The organism is Aeromonas sp. 604443, assembly GCF_049170315.1.
Taxonomy (GTDB): Bacteria; Pseudomonadota; Gammaproteobacteria; order Enterobacterales; family Aeromonadaceae; genus Aeromonas; species Aeromonas veronii_A.
Genome location: NZ_JAAKMI010000027.1, coordinates 1 through 1,174, shown reverse-complemented (window position 1 = coordinate 1,174; position 1,174 = coordinate 1). Strand labels below are relative to the sequence as shown.

1 rRNA gene and 1 pseudogene are annotated in these 1,174 nt (G+C 49.7%); one reads left to right on the top strand and one right to left on the bottom strand.

Features of this window, described 5'->3' with window-relative positions:
- Positions 1 to 458: ribosomal RNA gene (locus G5380_RS20450) — 16S ribosomal RNA — on the bottom strand; the annotation flags it as partial.
- A gap of 432 nt (positions 459 to 890) precedes the next feature.
- On the opposite strand from G5380_RS20450, the pseudogene G5380_RS20445 reads away from it, so the two are divergent.
- Positions 891 to 1,001 (top strand): annotated as a pseudogene (locus G5380_RS20445) (gamma carbonic anhydrase family protein); the annotation flags it as partial.
- Positions 1,002 to 1,174 lie beyond the last annotated feature (173 nt).

Below are 1,174 nucleotides of genomic sequence, written 5' to 3'. Positions count from 1 at the left end.
ACCTTTCCTCCTCGCTGAAAGTGCTTTACAACCCGAAGGCCTTCTTCACACACGCGGCATGGCTGCATCAGGGTTTCCCCCATTGTGCAATATTCCCCACTGCTGCCTCCCGTAGGAGTCTGGACCGTGTCTCAGTTCCAGTGTGGCTGATCATCCTCTCAGACCAGCTAGGGATCGTCGCCTTGGTGAGCCATTACCTCACCAACTAGCTAATCCCACCTGGGCATATCCAATCGCGCAAGGCCCTAAGGTCCCCTGCTTTCCCCCGTAGGGCGTATGCGGTATTAGCAGTCGTTTCCAACTGTTATCCCCCTCGACTGGGCAATTTCCCAGGCATTACTCACCCGTCCGCCGCTCGCCGGCAAAAGTAGCAAGCTACTTTCCCGCTGCCGCTCGACTTGCATGTGTTAGGCCTGCCGCCAGCGTTCAATCTGAGCCATGATCAAACTCTTCAATTTAAGTTTGGTTGCCAATTAAGGCGGCTCAATGAATTGCTGAATTAACTGCTGCAACATAAAGTTGCTTTGGTCACTTCATCAGACATTGAAAATCAAAAATTGTTTTTGATGCTCGATGCTGCGAGTGCCCACACAGATTGCTTGATTCAAATTGTTAAAGAGCGACGCAACAGTTCGTTGCTGCGGGAGTGGAATTCTATTCAACCGCCTTCTCGAGTCAAGCCTTATTTTCAAAGGCTTTTCGAGGTTACCGACGAGGTTGTTTGCGTTGCCGCTTGCCCTGTCGATGGAGGCGCATTATAGGGAACAGATTCTTTCTGACAACCCCTCATCGGCAATAAAATTGCAAAAAAGGGCACTTTTTTAGTTATTCACCTCCAATCACAGCTTTTATACAAACTTATCCACAGAAACAGCCTGCAGATTGCTAGAATGGCCGAAAACAAGGAGGCCAAGATGGACTTGCGACTGAGACCCTGCAAGGGAAAACGCCCGCAATTGGGCAAATGGGTATATGTAGGGCGATATCAGCTGGCTGACGATGTTCACGCCAAGTGATCCAACCATTAACCATTCACCACTCAGCAGTGGTTTGGGAACAGCGCTTACTTCTATAGAAGAACATATAGGTGAATGATGAGTTGAGGCAGTTGAGGCAGTTGAGGCAGTTGAGGCAGTTGAGGCAGTTGAGGCAGTTGAGGCAGTTGAGGCAGTTG